Genomic DNA, 13,506 nt, shown 5'->3' with positions numbered 1-13,506 from the left:
TAGGGGTGGCTTGTCAGGACACGTCACCCTCTGGGGCGTTCCCGCTACTCCCAGCGGAAGAACTTCGCCGCCGCGCCGAGCCCCAGGACGGCCCAGACCGCGAGGACCCCGGCGTTCGCCCACGGCATGCCCGCCCCGTCCTGGAGGACGTCCCTGAGGCCGTCGGAGAGGACGGCGATCGGCAGCAGCGCCAGGACCTCACCGGCCGCGCCGAACTTCTCCAGCGGGACGATCACCCCGCCGCCGACCAGGAGCAGCAGGAAGACCAGGTTGGCGGCGGCGAGGGTGGCCTCCGCCTTCAGCGTGCCCGCCATGAGCAGCCCCAGCCCGGAGAAGGCGGCGGTGCCGAGGACCAGGAGGAGCAGGACGGCGAGCGGGTTGCCGTGCGGGGACCAGCCGAGGGCGAACGCGAGGACGGTCAGGAGCACGACCTGGAGGACCTCGGTGACCAGGACGGAGAGCGTCTTGGCGGTCATCAGGGCCCAGCGCGGCAGCGGGGACGCGCCGAGCCGCTTGAGGACGCCGTAGCGGCGCTCGAAGCCGGTCGCGATGGCCTGGCCGGTGAAGGCGGTGGACATCACGGCGAGCGCGAGGACACCGGGGGCGAGGAAGTCCACGGCCTTCCCGTCGCCCGTGTCGACGATGTCGACGGTCGAGAACAGCACGAGCAGGAGCGACGGGATGATCACCGTGAGGAGGAGCTGCTCGCCGTTGCGGAGCAGCATCCGCGTCTCCAGGGCGGTCTGCGCCGCGATCATCCGCCCGACGGGGGCGGCCCCCGGCTTCGGGGAGTAGGTGCCTGCGCTCACGACCTCAGCTCCTTGCCGGTCAGCTCCAGAAAGACGTCTTCGAGGGTGTGGCGCTCGACCGAGATGCCGTCGGGCATGACGCCGTGCTGGGCGCACCAGGTGGTGACGGTGGCGAGCAGCTGGGGGTCGACGGTGCCGGTGATCCGGTACGTGCCGGGCAGCGGCTCGGCGGCCTGGGTGCCGTCCGGGAGCGCCTTGAGCAGCGAGCCGAGGTCGAGGCCGGGGCGGCCGGTGAAGCGGAGGGTGTTCTCGGCGCCGCCGCGGCAGAGCTGCTCGGGGCTGCCCTGGGCGGCGACCCGGCCGGCGTCGACGATGGCGACGTCGTCGGCGAGCTCCTCCGCCTCCTGCATGAAGTGGGTGGTGAGGACGGTGGTGACGCCGTCGGCGCGCAGCTCGCGGACGAGCTCCCAGGTGGCGCGGCGGGCCTGCGGGTCGAGGCCGGCGGTGGGCTCGTCGAGGAAGACCAGTTCGGGGCGGCCGACGACGGCCATGGCGAGGGCGAGCCGCTGCTGCTGGCCGCCGGAGAGCCGCCGGTAGGCCGTACGGCCGCAGGAGCCGAGGCCGAGGCGTTCGATCAGGGCGTCGACGTCGAGGGGGTGGGCGTGCAGCTTCGCCATGTGGCGCAGCATCTCCTCGGCGCGGGCGCCGGAGTAGACGCCGCCGGACTGGAGCATCACGCCGATGCGGGGGCGCAGGGCGGCGGCGTCGGCGACCGGGTCGAGGCCGAGGACGCGGACGGTCCCGGCGTCGGGGCGGCGGTAGCCCTCGCAGGTCTCGATCGTGGTGGTCTTGCCGGCGCCGTTGGGGCCGAGGACGGCGGTGACCGTGCCGGTGCGCACGTCGAGGTCGAGGCCGTCGACGGCGGTCTTGGTGCCGTACCGCTTGACCAGGCCGCGGACGCGGACGGCGGTGTCGGCCCTGTCGGCGGACTCGTTTCGCATGCGGGGAAGTCTAAGGACCCGCCGGTACGGGCCGGGCCGCGGCCCCGGCGGAGGGACCGGGCGCGTGCGGGGCGGGGCCCGTGTGCGGGTCCTCCTGCCGACGCCCGGGCGGATGGTCCGGGCGTACGCGGGGCAGGGGCCTGGCATGACGGTCTTCGTCGGAACCTCGGGGTGGCAGTACCGGGACTGGCGGGGCACGTTCTACCCCGAGGGCGTGCCGCAGCGGCTCTGGCTGGAGGAGTACGCGCGCCGGTTCGCCACCGTGGAGAACAACAGCGCCTTCTACGGGCTGCCCGCGCGGGAGACCTTCGCCGCCTGGCGGAAGCGGACGCCCGAGGGCTTCGTCATGGCGGTCAAGGCGAACCGCCGGCTGACGCACGTCGAGCGGCTGCGGGAGCCGGAGGAGCAGGTGGCGCAGCTGATGGGGCGGGCGGAGGCGCTAGGGGACCGGCTCGGGCCGGTCCTGCTCCAGTTCCCTCCGTCGCTGCGGGCCGACGCCGGGCTGCTCGACGCGGTGCTCGCCTGTTTCCCGGCGGGGGTGCGGGTGGCGGTCGAGCCGCGGCACGCCTCCTGGTGGACGGACCGGACCGAGGCGGTGCTGGTGGAGCGGGGCGCGGCGCTGTGCTGGGCGGACCGGCGGTCGCGGCCGGTGACCCCGCTGTGGCGGACGGCGGACTGGGCCTATCTGCGGCTGCACGAGGGCCGGGCCCGGCCCTGGCCGGCGTACGGCCGCCGGGCGCTGGAGGGGTGGGTGGAGCGGCTCGCCGGGGGTTGGCCGGAGAGGTTCGACGCGTACGTCTATTTCAACAACGATCCGGGGGTCGAGGCGGTCCGTGACGCGGCCGTCTTCCGGGGGCTGATGAGCGCCGCCGGGCGGCCGGTGGCCCTGCCTGCGGAGCCGGTGAACGACCGGGAAACGGCTGGTCAGAGTGGGCGCGATTCATCCTACGAATGATCGTTTCCGCAGGTCAGGTAAGCCTTACCTGAGTGATGCACGCCATCGTCACCGCTCAGGGCGCGGCTTGTCACTGCCTGATTAATTACGCAACAATGGCGTTGTGAAAAACCTTGGCGCGGCTCCGTCGGAGGAACTCGCGACCCGTGAGCGATCCACGCGCAACCGGGTCGCGCGCTCCATCCTGGACCACGGGCCGTCCACCGTCGCCGACCTCGCGGAGCGGCTCGGCCTCACCCAGGCCGCCGTCCGCCGGCACCTCGACGCGCTCGTCGCCGAGCAGGTCGTCGAGGCCCGCGAGAAGCGCGTCTACGGAGCCCGTACCCGCGGCCGCCCCGCGAAGGTCTTCGCCCTCACCGACTGCGGCCGGGACGCCTTCGACCAGTCGTACGACTCCCTCGCCGTCGAGGCGCTCCGCTGGATCGAGCGCAACGCCGGGGGAGAGGCCGCCGTCGCCGCCTTCGCCCGCGACCGCATCGAGGCCCAGGCCGCGGCCTACCGGGAGGCCGTCGAGTCGGTCGAGCCCGAGCGGCGGGCCGAGGCGCTGGCCAGGGCCCTGACGGCGGACGGGTACGCTGCCACTGCGCGCAACGCGCCGGTCGGCGAGCAGCTCTGCCAGCACCACTGCCCGGTCGCCCACGTCGCCGAGCAGTATCCGCAGCTGTGCGAGGCGGAGACGGAGATCTTCTCCCGCCTCCTCGGGACCCACGTCCAGCGCCTGGCCACCATCGCCCATGGTGACGGCGTCTGCACGACCTTCATCCCGCACGGCGCCCCACAGACCACTGAGACAGCATCCGCAAGCACGGCCGGGAGGAAGCCCGCATGACCACCGAGATCAGCCACCCCGAGCTCGAGGGCCTGGGTCGGTACGAGTACGGCTGGGCCGACTCCGACGTAGCAGGCGCGACCGCCCAGCGAGGCCTCGACGAGGCCGTCGTCCGCGACATCTCCGCGAAGAAGAACGAGCCCGAGTGGATGCTGAAGCTCCGTCTCAAGGGCCTGAAGCTCTTCGACAAGAAGCCCATGCCGACCTGGGGCTCCGACCTCACCGGCATCGACTTCGACAACATCAAGTACTTCGTGCGGTCCACCGAGAAGCAGGCCGAGTCCTGGGAGGACCTGCCGGAGGACATCAAGAACACGTACGACAAGCTCGGCATCCCGGAGGCGGAGAAGCAGCGCCTCGTCGCCGGTGTCGCCGCCCAGTACGAGTCCGAGGTCGTCTACCACCAGATCCGCGAGGACCTGGAGGAGCAGGGCGTCATCTTCGTCGACACCGACACCGCGCTGAAGGAGCACGAGGAGCTCTTCAAGGAGTACTTCGGCACCGTCATCCCGGTCGGCGACAACAAGTTCGCCTCCCTGAACACCGCCGTGTGGTCCGGCGGCTCGTTCATCTACGTGCCGAAGGGCGTGCACGTCGAGATCCCGCTCCAGGCCTACTTCCGCATCAACACGGAGAACATGGGCCAGTTCGAGCGGACGCTGATCATCGTCGACGAGGACGCCTACGTCCACTACGTCGAGGGCTGCACCGCCCCGATCTACTCCTCCGACTCGCTGCACTCCGCGGTCGTCGAGATCATCGTGAAGAAGGGCGGCCGCTGCCGCTACACGACGATCCAGAACTGGTCGAACAACGTCTACAACCTGGTGACCAAGCGCGCCGTCGCCTACGAGGGCGCCACCATGGAGTGGGTCGACGGCAACATCGGCTCCAAGGTCACCATGAAGTACCCGGCCGTCTACCTCATGGGCGAGCACGCCAAGGGCGAGACGCTCTCCATCGCCTTCGCGGGCGAGGGCCAGCACCAGGACGCCGGCGCCAAGATGGTCCACATGGCGCCGAACACCTCGTCGTCCATCGTCTCCAAGTCGGTGGCGCGCGGCGGCGGCCGCACCTCCTACCGCGGCCTCATCGAGATCGGCGAGGGCGCCCCCGGCGCCAAGTCGAACGTGCTCTGCGACGCCCTGCTCGTCGACACCATCTCCCGCTCCGACACCTATCCCTACGTGGACGTGCGCGAGGACGACGTGACCATGGGCCACGAGGCCACCGTCTCCAAGGTCTCCGAGGACCAGCTCTTCTACCTGATGCAGCGCGGCCTGACCGAGCAGGAGGCCATGGCGATGATCGTCCGCGGCTTCGTCGAGCCGATCGCCAAGGAGCTGCCGATGGAGTACGCGCTGGAGCTGAACCGGCTGATCGAGCTGCAGATGGAGGGCGCGGTCGGCTAAGCCACCGCCCCCGCAGCGACCGACTCACACGTACGCAGGAAGAGAGCAAGACGACAGCCATGGCTGAGGCTCAGAACTCCCCCAAGCCCTCGAACAAGCTCGGGCAGGGGGCGCCCCCACCGGTGGGCTCCACCACCGCCGGCTCGATCGCGGTGGCCGCCGAGTCCACCGTCGCCACGCGCATGAGCGCCCCGCCGTCCTACGACGTCGCGGACTTCCCGATCCCGCACGGCCGCGAGGAGGAGTGGCGCTTCACCCCGCTCGCCCGCCTGCGCGGTCTGCACGACGGCACCGCCGTCGCCACCGGCGAGGGCGTCCGCGTCGAGGTCGAGGCCCCCGAGGGCGTCACCGTGGAGACCGTCGGCCGCGAGGACGGGCGCCTGCGCAAGGCCGGCAAGCCGGTCGACCGCGTCGCCGCCCAGGCGTACTCCTCCTTCGAGAAGGCCTCGGTCGTCACCGTCGCCAAGGAGGCCGTCCTCACCGAGCCGATCCGGATCGCCGTGCACGGTCAGGGCGGGGTCGCCTTCGGTCACCAGGTGGTCGAGCTCGGCGCCTTCGCCGAGGCCGTCGTCGTCATCGACCACACCGGTGACGCGGTGCTCGCCGCCAACGTCGACTTCGTCCTCGGCGACGGCGCCAAGCTCACCGTCGTCTCCGTCCAGGACTGGGAGAAGGACGCCGTCCACGTCGCCCAGCACAACGCGCTGCTCGGCCGGGACGCCTCCTTCAAGTCGGTCGTCGTCACCTTCGGCGGTGACCTCGTCCGCCTCCACCCGCGCGTCAGCTACTCCGCCCCCGGCGGCTCCGCCGAGCTCTTCGGCCTGTACTTCACCGACGCCGGCCAGCACCAGGAGCACCGCCTCCTCGTCGACCACAACACCCCGCACTGCACCTCCAACGTGGCCTACAAGGGCGCGCTGCAGGGCCAGGACGCGCACGCGGTGTGGATCGGCGACGTCCTCATCCAGGCCGCGGCCGAGGGCACCGACACCTACGAGCTCAACCGGAACCTCGTCCTCACCGACGGTGCCCGGGTCGACTCCGTGCCGAACCTGGAGATCGAGACCGGCGAGATCGCCGGCGCGGGACACGCCTCCGCCACCGGCCGCTTCGACGACGAGCAGCTCTTCTACCTGATGGCCCGCGGCATCCCGGAGACCGAGGCCCGCCGCCTCGTCGTCCGCGGCTTCTTCGCCGAGCTGGTCCAGCAGATCGGCCTCCCGGACGTCGAGGAGCGCCTGATCGCCAAGGTCGAGGCCGAGCTGGAGGCGTCCGTCTGATGGCTTTCGTCCGAGTCTGCGCGCTGAGCGAGCTGGAGGCCGACACCCCGAAGCGGGTCGAGGTCGACGGCACGCCGGTGTCGGTCGTGCACACCGAGGGCGAGGTGTTCGCGATCAACGACATCTGCTCGCACGCCAACGTCTCCCTCTCGGAGGGCGAGGTCGAGGACTGCGCCATCGAGTGCTGGCTGCACGGTTCCAGCTTCGACCTCCGCACCGGCAAGCCGTCCGGCCTTCCCGCGACGCGCCCCGTCCCCGTGTACCCCGTAAAGATCGAAGGGGACGATGTGCTCGTCTCCGTCACCCAGGAGTCCTGAGTCACCCATGGCAACGCTCGAAATCCACGACCTGCACGTCTCCGTCGAGGCGGAGAACGGCCCCCGCGAGATCCTCAAGGGCGTCGACCTGACCATCAAGCAGGGTGAGACCCACGCGGTCATGGGCCCCAACGGCTCCGGCAAGTCGACCCTGGCGTACTCCCTGGCGGGTCACCCCAAGTACACGGTCACCGGCGGCACCGTCACCCTCGACGGCGAGGACGTCCTGGAGATGTCCGTCGACGAGCGCGCCCGCGCCGGCGTCTTCCTCGCCATGCAGTACCCGGTCGAGGTCCCCGGCGTCTCGGTCTCCAACTTCCTGCGCACCTCCGCCACCGCCGTCCGCGGCGAGGCCCCCAAGCTCCGCACCTGGGTGAAGGAGGTCAAGGAGGCCATGGAGAAGCTCCAGATGGACCCGGCCTTCGCCGAGCGCAACGTCAACGAGGGCTTCTCCGGCGGTGAGAAGAAGCGCCACGAGATCCTCCAGCTCGAACTCCTCAAGCCGCGCATCGCGATCCTCGACGAGACCGACTCCGGCCTCGACGTCGACGCCCTGCGCATCGTCTCCGAGGGCGTCAACCGCGTCCGCGAGACGGGCGAGGTCGGCACCCTCCTCATCACCCACTACACGCGCATCCTGCGCTACATCAAGCCCGACTTCGTGCACGTGTTCGCGAACGGCCGCATCGTCGAGTCCGGCGGCGCCGAGCTCGCCGACCAGCTGGAGAACGAGGGCTACGACAAGTACGTGAAGGGTGGCGCATCCGCGTGACTTCCGCCCATCAGGGGCTGACCGGCCTCCTCGACACCGAGGCGATCCGCAAGGACTTCCCGCTCCTGGATCGCACGGTCCACGACGGCAAGAAGATCGTGTACCTGGACTCCGCGGCCACCTCGCAGAAGCCGCGGCAGGTCCTCGACGCGCTCAACGCCTACTACGAGCGGCACAACGCCAACGTCCACCGCGGCGTCTACACGGTCGCCGAGGAGGCCACCGCGCTGTACGAGGGCGCCCGCGACAAGGTCGCCGCCTTCGTCAACGCGCCGAGCCGCAATGAGGTGATCTTCACCAAGAACGCCTCGGAGTCGCTCAACCTCGTGGCCAACATGCTCGGCTGGGCAGAGGACCCCTACCGGGTCGACCACGAGACCGAGATCGCCATCACGGAGATGGAGCACCACTCCAACATCGTCCCGTGGCAGCTGCTCTCGCAGCGCACCGGCGCGAAGCTGAAGTGGTTCGGCCTCACCGACGACGGCCGCCTCGACCTGTCGAACATCGAAGAGGTCATCACGGAGAAGACGAAGATCGTCTCCTTCACGCTGGTCTCCAACCTGCTCGGCACCCAGAACCCGGTCGAGACCATCGTCCGGCGCGCCCAGGAGGTCGGTGCCCTCGTCTGCATCGACGCCTCCCAGGCCGCCCCGCACATGGTGCTCGACGTGCAGGCGCTCCAGGCCGACTTCGTGGCCTTCACCGGCCACAAGATGTGCGGCCCGACCGGCATCGGCGTGCTGTGGGGACGGCAGGAGCTCCTGGAGGACCTTCCGCCCTTCCTCGGCGGCGGCGAGATGATCGAGACCGTCTCGATGCACTCCTCCACCTACGCGCCGGCCCCGCACAAGTTCGAGGCGGGTACGCCCCCGATCGCCCAGGCCGTCGGTCTCGGCGCGGCCGTGGACTACCTGTCGGCGATCGGCATGGAGAACATCGCGCGCCACGAGCACGCGATCACCGAGTACGCCGTCCGTCGCCTCCAGGAGGTCCCGGACCTGCGGATCATCGGCCCCACCACGGCCGAGGACCGCGGCGCGGCGATCTCCTTCACGCTCGGCGACATCCACCCGCACGACGTGGGGCAGGTGCTCGACGAGCAGGGCATCGCGGTCCGGGTCGGCCACCACTGCGCGCGGCCGGTCTGCCTGCGGTACGGAATTCCTGCGACCACGCGGGCGTCGTTCTACCTGTACTCCACTCCGGCCGAGGTCGACGCCCTGGTCGAGGGGCTGGAGCACGTCCGTAACTTCTTCGGATAGGGCGGCTGAGCGCTGTGAAGCTGGATTCGATGTACCAGGACGTCATCCTGGACCACTACAAGCACCCGCACGGGCGGGGCTTGCGGGACGGCGACGCCGAGGTGCACCACGTCAACCCGACGTGCGGTGACGAGATCACGCTCCGCGTGAAGTACGACGGCGACCGCGTCGAGGACGTCTCGTACGAGGGCCAGGGCTGCTCCATCAGCCAGGCGTCGGCCTCCGTCCTCAACGAGCTCCTCGTCGGCAAGGAGCTGGCCGAGGCGCAGAAGATCCAGGAGACCTTCCTGGAGCTGATGCAGTCCAAGGGCCAGGTCGAGCCGGACGACGCCATGGAGGAGGTGCTGGAGGACGCGGTCGCGTTCGCCGGCGTCTCCAAGTACCCGGCCCGGGTGAAGTGTGCGCTGCTCAGCTGGATGGCGTGGAAGGACGCGACCGCCCAGGCACTGGGCGGAGACGACCAGAAGTCTGTGAGGAAGTCGGCATGACCGAGAACGTGACCGAGAACGCGACCGAGCAGGCCGAGACGGCCACGGTGAAGCCGGCCTCCGAGGAGGAGATCCGCGAGGCGCTGTACGACGTCGTCGACCCCGAGCTGGGCATCGACGTCGTCAACCTCGGCCTGATCTACGGCATCCACATCGACGACTCCAACATCGCGACGCTGGACATGACGCTGACCTCGGCGGCCTGTCCGCTGACGGACGTCATCGAGGACCAGGCCCGCGCCGCCACCGACGGCATCGTCAACGAGCTGCGGATCAACTGGGTCTGGATGCCCCCGTGGGGCCCGGACAAGATCACCGACGACGGCCGCGAGCAGCTCCGCGCGCTGGGCTTCAACGTCTGAGCGGTGACCGCACGAGAAGAGGCCCCCGGCAGTGTGCCGGGGGCCTCTTCGTGTCCGCTCAGGCGGGCGGCAGGCCCGCCGCCTGGGCCAGGACCGGGGCCAGGTTCTCCCGGCGGATGCGCTGGTCGACGTAGAGGAGGCCGGAGATCAGCGGCTGGAGCGGGGCGATGAGCGCCTGGGTGAGGAGCTGGAGGAGGCCGAGCACGAGGGTCAGGCCGCCGAGCTCCGCGAGCACCGTGCGCGGGGTGGCGTCGGGGCCGACGTCGACGGTGACCATCGACGCCTGGCCCGCCAGGGAGAGGACCGTCTGGACCACGAACGCGGCCCCGCCGGCGATCAGCATCATCACCAGCATGCAGCCGAAGACCCGCCACCAGGAGCCGCGGACCAGCTCCGAGGAGCGGCGCAGGGAGGCCAGCGGACCGGCCGACTCGATGACCGCGGCCGTCGGGGCGAGGCTGAACTTCACCCAGATCCACAGGGCGAAGGGCACCGTCCCGAGGGCGAGGAGGAAGAGCAGCAGAGCGGTGAGGGCCAGCCCGGCGCCCTCGTCGGTGGCGTTCCGGCCGGCGGCGACGTTCGTGAAGATCCCGCCGAGCAGGAAGAAGAAGCCGATCAGGAAGCCCAGCATCGGGACGAGGGGGGCCAGGGCCGGCAGTACGATCGCGCCGAGCACCGCGCCAAGGCGCGACCAGGCCCGCCGCCACACGGTCAGGAAACCGGCCGGACGGCCGAGGACCGCCTCCTGGACCACGGCCGCGACGGCGCCGTGCAGCAGGCCGGTCGCCAGCAGGAAGCCGATCATCCCGGCCAGCCACACACCGCCGAGGGCGAGGAAGAACGGCATCAGGTCGGACGGCTCGGGGGCCTGCGAGGAGGGCGTGTTCACCAGCTGCTCGAAGCGGTCGGCGAGGGTGGCCCAGCCGAGCAGCGCCACCCCGGCGACCAGCGCGGCGGTCAGCGCGTAGGCGGCCACGGTGACGCCGAGGAGCGCCTTCCAGTAGCGGCCGTACGTGCCGAAGGCGCCCGACAGGAGGTCGCCGAGGCCGAGCGGGGCCAGGGGTATCACGCCGGGCTTGGGCGGAGGCGGTACCGGCGGGTAGCCGTACCCGTACGGTCCAGGGGTATATGTCATGCGCATAAGGTAACCGCAGCCGTTGTGTACGCCCGTACGCAATGCTGTGTACCCTCGTACGCATGGGTTACGGACTCCTCGCCGGGGCCATCGCGGCCGAGATCATCGCCACCACCTCCATGAAGTACAGCGACGGCTTCTCCCGGCTCTGGCCCTCGCTCGTCACCGGCGCCGGGTACCTCGTCGCCTTCGCGCTGCTCGCCCAGGCGCTCAAGACCCTCCAGGTCGGCACCGCCTACGCGATCTGGTCCGGGGTCGGGACCGCGGCCGTGGCCGGCATCGGCGTCCTCTTCCTCGGCGAGACCCTGAGCTTCGCCAAGCTCGCCGGGATCGTCCTCATCGTCGCCGGCGTCGCCGTGCTCAACCTGGGCGGCGCGCACTGATGGCGCGGGCCCGGCGGTACGACCCCGAGCGGCGGGAGCGGATCGTGGACGCCGCCCTGCGGGTGGTGCGGCGGGCGGGGATCGGCGGGCTGACCCACCGCACGGTCGCCGCCGAGGCCGACGTGCCGCTCGGCTCCACCACGTACCACTTCGCCTCCCTCGACGAACTCCTCGTCGGAGCCCTCCGGAAGGCCAACGCCGGCTTCGCCGAGGAGCTGGGGCGCAGGGCCGTCCTCGACGGCGACGAGCTCGCGGGACCGCTCGCCCGGCTCCTCGGGGAGTGGCTCGGCGGGGACAGGACCGGCGTGGAGCTGGAGTACGAGCTCTACCTCGCCGCCCTGCGCCGGTCCGCGCTGCGCCCCGTCGCCGCCGAGTGGACCGAGTCGGTCGTCACCGCCCTCGCCCCCCGCACCGGACGGGCCACCGCCCGCGCCGTGGTCGCCCTCCTCGACGGCATCGGCCTCCAGGTGCTGCTCACCGGCGCGTCGTACGACGAGGCGTACGCCCGCGAGATGCTGGCCCGGATCCTGAACGAAGGCCCGAAAGAGCAGGCCGGCGGCTTGTCGGAAGCTCCGGCGGGGCCGACCGGCACCTGAGACCGGTTGGCCCGCGCGCCGCCTCGCCCGTTAGGTTTTCCGTCATGACCACCACTGCTCCTCGCACCACCGGCGCCGTCGCCGCCGGCCTCGCCACCATCGCCGGTGACGGCACCGTTCTCGACACCTGGTTCCCCGCCCCCGAGCTCACCGACGAGCCCGGCCCGGCCGGCACCACGCGGCTCACCCCGGACGAGGCGGTGAACGCCCTCGGCGAGGGCGCCGCCAAGGCCCTCGGCGTGGACGCCCGCCGCGGCGTCGAGGTGGTCGCCGTCCGCACCGTCATCGCCTCCCTCGACGAGAAGCCGACCGACGCCCACGACGCCTACCTCCGCCTCCACCTGCTGAGCCACCGCCTGGTGAAGCCGCACGGCCAGAGCCTGGACGGCGTCTTCGGCCTGCTCGCCAACGTCGCCTGGACCTCGCTCGGCCCGGTCGCCGTCGACGACGTCGAGAAGGTGCGCCTCAACGCCCGCGCCGAGGGCCTGCACCTCCAGGTGACCTCCATCGACAAGTTCCCCCGCATGACCGACTACGTCGTGCCCGCCGGCGTCCGCATCGCCGACGCCGACCGCGTCCGCCTCGGTGCCCACCTCGCCGCCGGCACCACCGTCATGCACGAGGGCTTCGTCAACTTCAACGCCGGCACCCTCGGCACCTCCATGGTCGAGGGCCGCATCTCCGCCGGTGTCGTCGTCGGCGACGGCTCCGACATCGGCGGCGGCGCCTCCACCATGGGCACCCTCTCCGGCGGCGGCAACGTCGTCATCTCCATCGGCGAGCGCTGCCTGATCGGCGCCGAGGCGGGCGTCGGCATCGCGCTCGGCGACGAGTGCGTCGTCGAGGCCGGTCTGTACGTCACCGCCGGCACCCGGGTCACCCTGCCCGACGGCCAGATCGTCAAGGCCCGCGAGCTGTCCGGGCAGTCGAACATCCTCTTCCGCCGCAACTCGGTCACCGGCGCCGTCGAGGCCCGCCCGAACAACGCGGTCTGGGGCGGTCTCAACGACATCCTGCACAGCCACAACTGACGGCCTCACCCCGCCAGTTCCGCCAGGAGGGCGCGCAGCCCGTCGGCCGTCTCCCGGTCGGCGGGCCGCAGTGGTTCGCGCAGCGGGCCGCCGAGGAGGGCCTTCACGGTGACCGTGCCCGGCAGGCCCGCCGCCATCATCCGCTGGACGAGCGGGAGCGTCCGGGCGTGCAGCCGGGCGGCCAGGGCGGTGTCGCCGGAGTCGTACGCGTCGAGGACGGCGGCGAACGGGCGCGGCGCCACGTTGGCGACCGTGCTCACGTAGCCGGCGCCGCCGACCGCGTAGAGCGGCAGGTTCAGCTCCTCGCTGCCGGAGTAGTACGCGAGCGGGGTCTCCGCGATGAGCCGGGCCGAGGCCAGCAGGTCGTACGAACAGTCCTTCACGGCCGTGATCCGCGGGTGCCCGGCGAGCCGGCGCATGGTGTCGGGCTCGACGCGGGTCCCGGTGCGGCCGGGGATGTCGTAGACCATCAGCGGGAGTCCCGTGCCGTCCGCGACCTTCAGGAAGTGGGCGGCGACCGCGTCCTGCGGCGGGCGGCTGTAGTACGGCGTGACCACGAGCAGCCCGTCCGCCCCGGCCGCCTCCGCCCCGCGCGCCAGCTCCACGGTGTGCCGGGTGTCGGCCGTGCCCACGCCCGCGACGAGCGAAGGGCCGGGGCCGATCGCGGCCCGGACGGCCCGGATCAGTTCGCTCTTCTCGGCGTCCGAGGTGGTCGGGGACTCGCCGGTGGTCCCGTTGACGACGAGACCGTCGCACCCCTCCGCGACCAGGTGCGCGGCCAGTTCACCGGCCCGGTCGAGGTCGAGCGCGCCGGAGTCGGTGAAGGGGGTGATCATCGCGCAGAGCGCGCGGCCGAAAGGGCGGTGAGTGCTCATGCGGGAAGTCTGGCCGCGGCCGACCGTGAAGGTCCACTTAGATCTGCTTGGTCGGA

General features: G+C 71.4%; 16 protein-coding genes. 12 read left to right on the top strand and 4 right to left on the bottom strand.

Going from position 1 to position 13,506, the window contains the following annotated elements; genetic code table 11:
* Positions 1–44 precede the first annotated feature (44 nt).
* Entirely contained in the window at positions 45–809 is a 765-nt protein-coding gene (locus tag QK442_RS00175) for an ABC transporter permease (RefSeq protein ID WP_282691660.1), read from the bottom strand.
* A complete protein-coding gene (locus QK442_RS00170; RefSeq protein WP_282691659.1) occupies positions 806–1,750 on the bottom strand; it encodes an ABC transporter ATP-binding protein in 945 nt (314 codons plus the stop codon). Before QK442_RS00170 ends, QK442_RS00175 begins: the two co-directional genes overlap by 4 nt.
* 145 nt (positions 1,751–1,895) lie before the next feature.
* Between QK442_RS00170 and QK442_RS00165 the strand changes: the two genes are divergently transcribed.
* The 9 genes from QK442_RS00165 (at position 1,896) to QK442_RS00125 (ending at position 9,430) form a co-directional block, all read left to right on the top strand.
* Positions 1,896–2,705, top strand: a complete 810-nt coding sequence (locus QK442_RS00165; RefSeq protein WP_282691658.1) for a DUF72 domain-containing protein — start codon at positions 1,896–1,898, stop codon at positions 2,703–2,705.
* A gap of 103 nt (positions 2,706–2,808) precedes the next feature.
* Complete coding sequence (locus QK442_RS00160) at positions 2,809–3,534, top strand: transcriptional regulator (protein WP_282691657.1); 726 nt, start codon at positions 2,809–2,811, stop codon at positions 3,532–3,534.
* Positions 3,531–4,946 (top strand): Fe-S cluster assembly protein SufB, encoded by a 1,416-nt coding sequence (gene sufB, locus QK442_RS00155; RefSeq protein WP_282691656.1) that lies wholly within the window; start codon positions 3,531–3,533, stop codon positions 4,944–4,946. Before QK442_RS00160 ends, sufB begins: the two co-directional genes overlap by 4 nt.
* 59 nt (positions 4,947–5,005) lie before the next feature.
* Positions 5,006–6,226, top strand: coding sequence for a Fe-S cluster assembly protein SufD (gene sufD / locus QK442_RS00150; protein WP_282691655.1), 1,221 nt, complete (start codon positions 5,006–5,008; stop codon positions 6,224–6,226).
* Complete coding sequence (locus QK442_RS00145) at positions 6,226–6,543, top strand: bifunctional 3-phenylpropionate/cinnamic acid dioxygenase ferredoxin subunit (RefSeq protein ID WP_030322524.1); 318 nt, start codon at positions 6,226–6,228, stop codon at positions 6,541–6,543. The genes sufD and QK442_RS00145 overlap by 1 nt, the downstream gene beginning before the upstream one ends.
* A gap of 7 nt (positions 6,544–6,550) precedes the next feature.
* The gene (gene sufC, locus QK442_RS00140) at positions 6,551–7,315 is read left to right on the top strand and encodes a Fe-S cluster assembly ATPase SufC (RefSeq protein ID WP_282691654.1); all 765 of its coding nucleotides are present in this window, start codon (positions 6,551–6,553) and stop codon (positions 7,313–7,315) included.
* Positions 7,312–8,580: a cysteine desulfurase gene (locus QK442_RS00135; protein ID WP_282691653.1), complete on the top strand. Its 1,269-nt coding sequence runs from the start codon at positions 7,312–7,314 to the stop codon at positions 8,578–8,580. Before sufC ends, QK442_RS00135 begins: the two co-directional genes overlap by 4 nt.
* 14 nt (positions 8,581–8,594) lie before the next feature.
* Positions 8,595–9,068 (top strand): Fe-S cluster assembly sulfur transfer protein SufU, encoded by a 474-nt coding sequence (gene sufU, locus QK442_RS00130; protein ID WP_282691652.1) that lies wholly within the window; start codon positions 8,595–8,597, stop codon positions 9,066–9,068.
* Complete coding sequence (locus QK442_RS00125; RefSeq protein WP_282691651.1) at positions 9,065–9,430, top strand: metal-sulfur cluster assembly factor; 366 nt, start codon at positions 9,065–9,067, stop codon at positions 9,428–9,430. Before sufU ends, QK442_RS00125 begins: the two co-directional genes overlap by 4 nt.
* A 58-nt stretch (positions 9,431–9,488) precedes the next feature.
* On the opposite strand, the gene QK442_RS00120 is transcribed toward QK442_RS00125, so the two are convergent.
* Positions 9,489–10,565, bottom strand: a complete 1,077-nt coding sequence (locus QK442_RS00120; RefSeq protein ID WP_282691650.1) for an oxidoreductase — start codon at positions 10,563–10,565, stop codon at positions 9,489–9,491.
* Positions 10,566–10,627: 62 nt separating this feature from the next.
* On the opposite strand from QK442_RS00120, the gene QK442_RS00115 reads away from it, so the two are divergent.
* The 3 genes from QK442_RS00115 to dapD are packed head-to-tail and all read left to right on the top strand — an operon-like array spanning position 10,628 to position 12,575.
* Positions 10,628–10,948, top strand: coding sequence for a multidrug efflux SMR transporter (locus QK442_RS00115; RefSeq protein WP_282691649.1), 321 nt, complete (start codon positions 10,628–10,630; stop codon positions 10,946–10,948).
* Complete coding sequence (locus QK442_RS00110) at positions 10,948–11,544, top strand: TetR family transcriptional regulator (protein ID WP_282691648.1); 597 nt, start codon at positions 10,948–10,950, stop codon at positions 11,542–11,544. Before QK442_RS00115 ends, QK442_RS00110 begins: the two co-directional genes overlap by 1 nt.
* A 44-nt stretch (positions 11,545–11,588) precedes the next feature.
* Positions 11,589–12,575 carry a 2,3,4,5-tetrahydropyridine-2,6-dicarboxylate N-succinyltransferase gene (gene dapD, locus QK442_RS00105; protein ID WP_282691647.1) on the top strand — a complete coding sequence of 329 codons (987 nt, stop codon included), beginning with the start codon at positions 11,589–11,591 and terminating at the stop codon, positions 12,573–12,575.
* Positions 12,576–12,580: 5 nt separating this feature from the next.
* On the opposite strand, the gene dapA is transcribed toward dapD, so the two are convergent.
* A complete protein-coding gene (gene dapA / locus QK442_RS00100) occupies positions 12,581–13,450 on the bottom strand; it encodes a 4-hydroxy-tetrahydrodipicolinate synthase (protein WP_282691646.1) in 870 nt (289 codons plus the stop codon).
* Positions 13,451–13,506: the final 56 nt, after the last annotated feature.

This window comes from Streptomyces sp. CC208A (genome assembly GCF_030010625.1).
GTDB lineage: Bacteria > Actinomycetota > Actinomycetes > Streptomycetales > Streptomycetaceae > Streptomyces.
The sequence above is the reverse complement of the archived record's forward strand: the minus strand, read 5'-3'. Positions and strand labels throughout refer to the sequence as shown.

Coding starts and splice junctions, on each gene's coding strand:
- QK442_RS00170 (WP_282691659.1), bottom strand. CDS start 1,750: ATGCGAAACGAGTCCGCCGACAGGGCCGACACCGCCGTCCGCGTCCGC.
- QK442_RS00165 (WP_282691658.1), top strand. CDS start 1,896: ATGACGGTCTTCGTCGGAACCTCGGGGTGGCAGTACCGGGACTGGCGG.
- sufB (WP_282691656.1), top strand. CDS start 3,531: ATGACCACCGAGATCAGCCACCCCGAGCTCGAGGGCCTGGGTCGGTAC.
- sufD (WP_282691655.1), top strand. CDS start 5,006: ATGGCTGAGGCTCAGAACTCCCCCAAGCCCTCGAACAAGCTCGGGCAG.
- QK442_RS00145 (WP_030322524.1), top strand. CDS start 6,226: ATGGCTTTCGTCCGAGTCTGCGCGCTGAGCGAGCTGGAGGCCGACACC.
- sufC (WP_282691654.1), top strand. CDS start 6,551: ATGGCAACGCTCGAAATCCACGACCTGCACGTCTCCGTCGAGGCGGAG.
- QK442_RS00125 (WP_282691651.1), top strand. CDS start 9,065: ATGACCGAGAACGTGACCGAGAACGCGACCGAGCAGGCCGAGACGGCC.
- QK442_RS00120 (WP_282691650.1), bottom strand. CDS start 10,565: ATGACATATACCCCTGGACCGTACGGGTACGGCTACCCGCCGGTACCG.
- QK442_RS00115 (WP_282691649.1), top strand. CDS start 10,628: ATGGGTTACGGACTCCTCGCCGGGGCCATCGCGGCCGAGATCATCGCC.
- QK442_RS00110 (WP_282691648.1), top strand. CDS start 10,948: ATGGCGCGGGCCCGGCGGTACGACCCCGAGCGGCGGGAGCGGATCGTG.
- dapD (WP_282691647.1), top strand. CDS start 11,589: ATGACCACCACTGCTCCTCGCACCACCGGCGCCGTCGCCGCCGGCCTC.
- dapA (WP_282691646.1), bottom strand. CDS start 13,450: ATGAGCACTCACCGCCCTTTCGGCCGCGCGCTCTGCGCGATGATCACC.